Below are 1891 nucleotides of genomic sequence, written 5' to 3' on the forward strand. Positions count from 1 at the left end.
CCTTGCGGACGACGTCGGTGGACTCGCCGATGCCGTGGACGAAGGTGTCGACCTGCTCGATGGCGGGGGTCTCGATCATGTCGAAGCCGTACGCGCCAAACAGCTCGCGCGCGACGTCCTGCATGTGCTGCCACGCGCGCATGTAGCCGCCGAAGAGGTCCTCGGTGCCCTGAACCTTCTGTCCCATGTTGCTCGTCCTTTCGACGTACAAAGAAGCCCTCGTCAGGCATTGATTTCCAACCGTTTAGTATACCTGCTCTCGCCGCCGGGACCACCCACGCAAACGCCCGGCCCTTCTCTCTGGCGCGCTTATGAAATTGCCCCGTGAAACGGGGCAACTAATCTTCTTCTGTAACAGACGCCCGAGCAACGAACGGCGGCCCCGCCTTACCTCAGGCGCAGTTCTGCAGGAAGGCCCCGCAAAAGCGGGGCCTTCCGAAGCTGTTTGAGCACTGAGGTAAGGCGGGGCCGACCCTCCGAACGCTACTCTACGTCGATCTTGTGGACCCAGTTGTGCTTATCCTCGATCGCGCCGGACTGGATGCCGGTGAGCGTCTCGCGGAGCTTCTTCATGACGGGGCCGACGTGCTCCATGCCGTAGACGACCTTCTTGTCGCCGTTATCGATCTCGCCAACCGGGGAGATGACGGCCGCGGTGCCGCACATGCCGCACTCGACGAACTGGTCGATCTCGTCGAACTTGACCGGGCGCTGCTCGACCTCCATGCCGAGGTCCTCGGCGACCTGGACGAGCGAGCGGCGGGTGATGGACGGCAGGATGGAGTCGGTGAAGGACTGCGGGACGACGAACTTGCCCTCCTTGGTGACGAACAGGACGTTCGCGCCGCCGGTCTCCTCGACGTAGGTGCGGGTCTGCGGGTCGAGGAAGAGGTTGTCGGCGTAACCGGCGGAGTGGGCGAGCACGCTGGGGTGCAGCGACATCGCGTAGTTGAGGCCGGCCTTGATGTTGCCGGTGCCGTGGGGCGCCGCGCGGTCGAACTCGGGGACGACGAGCTTGACGGGCTTGACGCCGCCCTTGTAGTACGGGCCGACCGGGGTCACGAGGATGCGGAACTGGTACTCGTCAGCGGGCTTGACGCCGATGACGTCGCCCGTGGCGAACATGAACGGGCGGATGTAGAGCGTGGCGCCGGAGCCGTAAGGCGGCACCCAGGCGGCGTTGGCCTTGACGACCTGCTCGACGGCCTCGACGAACTTCTCCTTGGGGAAGGAGGGCATCTCGAGACGCTTGGCGGAGTCGTACATGCGCTGGGCGTTCATGTCCGGGCGGAAGCAGACGATGTCGCCGTTCTCGGCGGTGTAGGCCTTGAGGCCCTCGAAGACCTCCTGGCAGTAGTGGAGCAGGCCGGCGCACTCAGAGAGGGTGACGGTGTGGTCCGGGGTAAGGCCGCCCTCTTCCCACGCGCCGTTCTTGTAGTTGCAGACGTAGCTGTAGTCGGTATGCTGATAGGCGAAGCCGAGGCTGCCCCAGTCGATGTCCTTCTTCTGCACCATGCTCTTTGCATCTCCTTGCGTCGGCGCTGTCTGGCGCCATTGTTCTTCCCACACCTCGTTGGTATGTAAGTCGCTAGGTTAGTCCTGTTTCCTGAAAGCACCTGTTCGTGTGCCGAGCTGTTAACAAAGGGAGTCGATGCCAGCCGGCGTACAATCGACAGGCAAACCACGCGAAGAAAGGCACCGCCATGCACATGTTCCGCAACGATTACTCCGAGGGCGCCGCGCCCCAGATCCTCGAGGCCCTTACCCGCACGAACGACGAGCAGTGCGTCGGCTACACCGAGGGCGCGCGCCCCGCGCGCCCGGGCCGCAAGCGGGGCGGCACCGCGCCCAGGGCGGCGCGGACTGGGGGGGGGTGGCGGGGGGAGAGACG

General features: G+C 64.7%; 1 protein-coding gene and 2 pseudogenes. 1 reads left to right on the plus strand and 2 read right to left on the minus strand.

Features of this window, described 5'->3' with window-relative positions; genetic code table 11:
* Positions 1-187 (minus strand): annotated as a pseudogene (locus ACT84W_RS02895) (histidine--tRNA ligase); the annotation flags it as partial.
* A gap of 296 nt (positions 188-483) precedes the next feature.
* Positions 484-1515: a branched-chain amino acid aminotransferase gene (locus ACT84W_RS02900; RefSeq protein WP_444328150.1), complete on the minus strand. Its 1032-nt coding sequence runs from the start codon at positions 1513-1515 to the stop codon at positions 484-486.
* A gap of 188 nt (positions 1516-1703) precedes the next feature.
* Between ACT84W_RS02900 and ACT84W_RS02905 the strand changes: the two are divergent.
* Positions 1704-1891: pseudogene (locus tag ACT84W_RS02905) on the plus strand (hypothetical protein); the annotation flags it as partial.

Origin of the sequence: Paratractidigestivibacter sp. (genome assembly GCF_052362415.1) — a bacterium.
Taxonomy (GTDB): Bacteria; Actinomycetota; Coriobacteriia; order Coriobacteriales; family Atopobiaceae; genus Paratractidigestivibacter.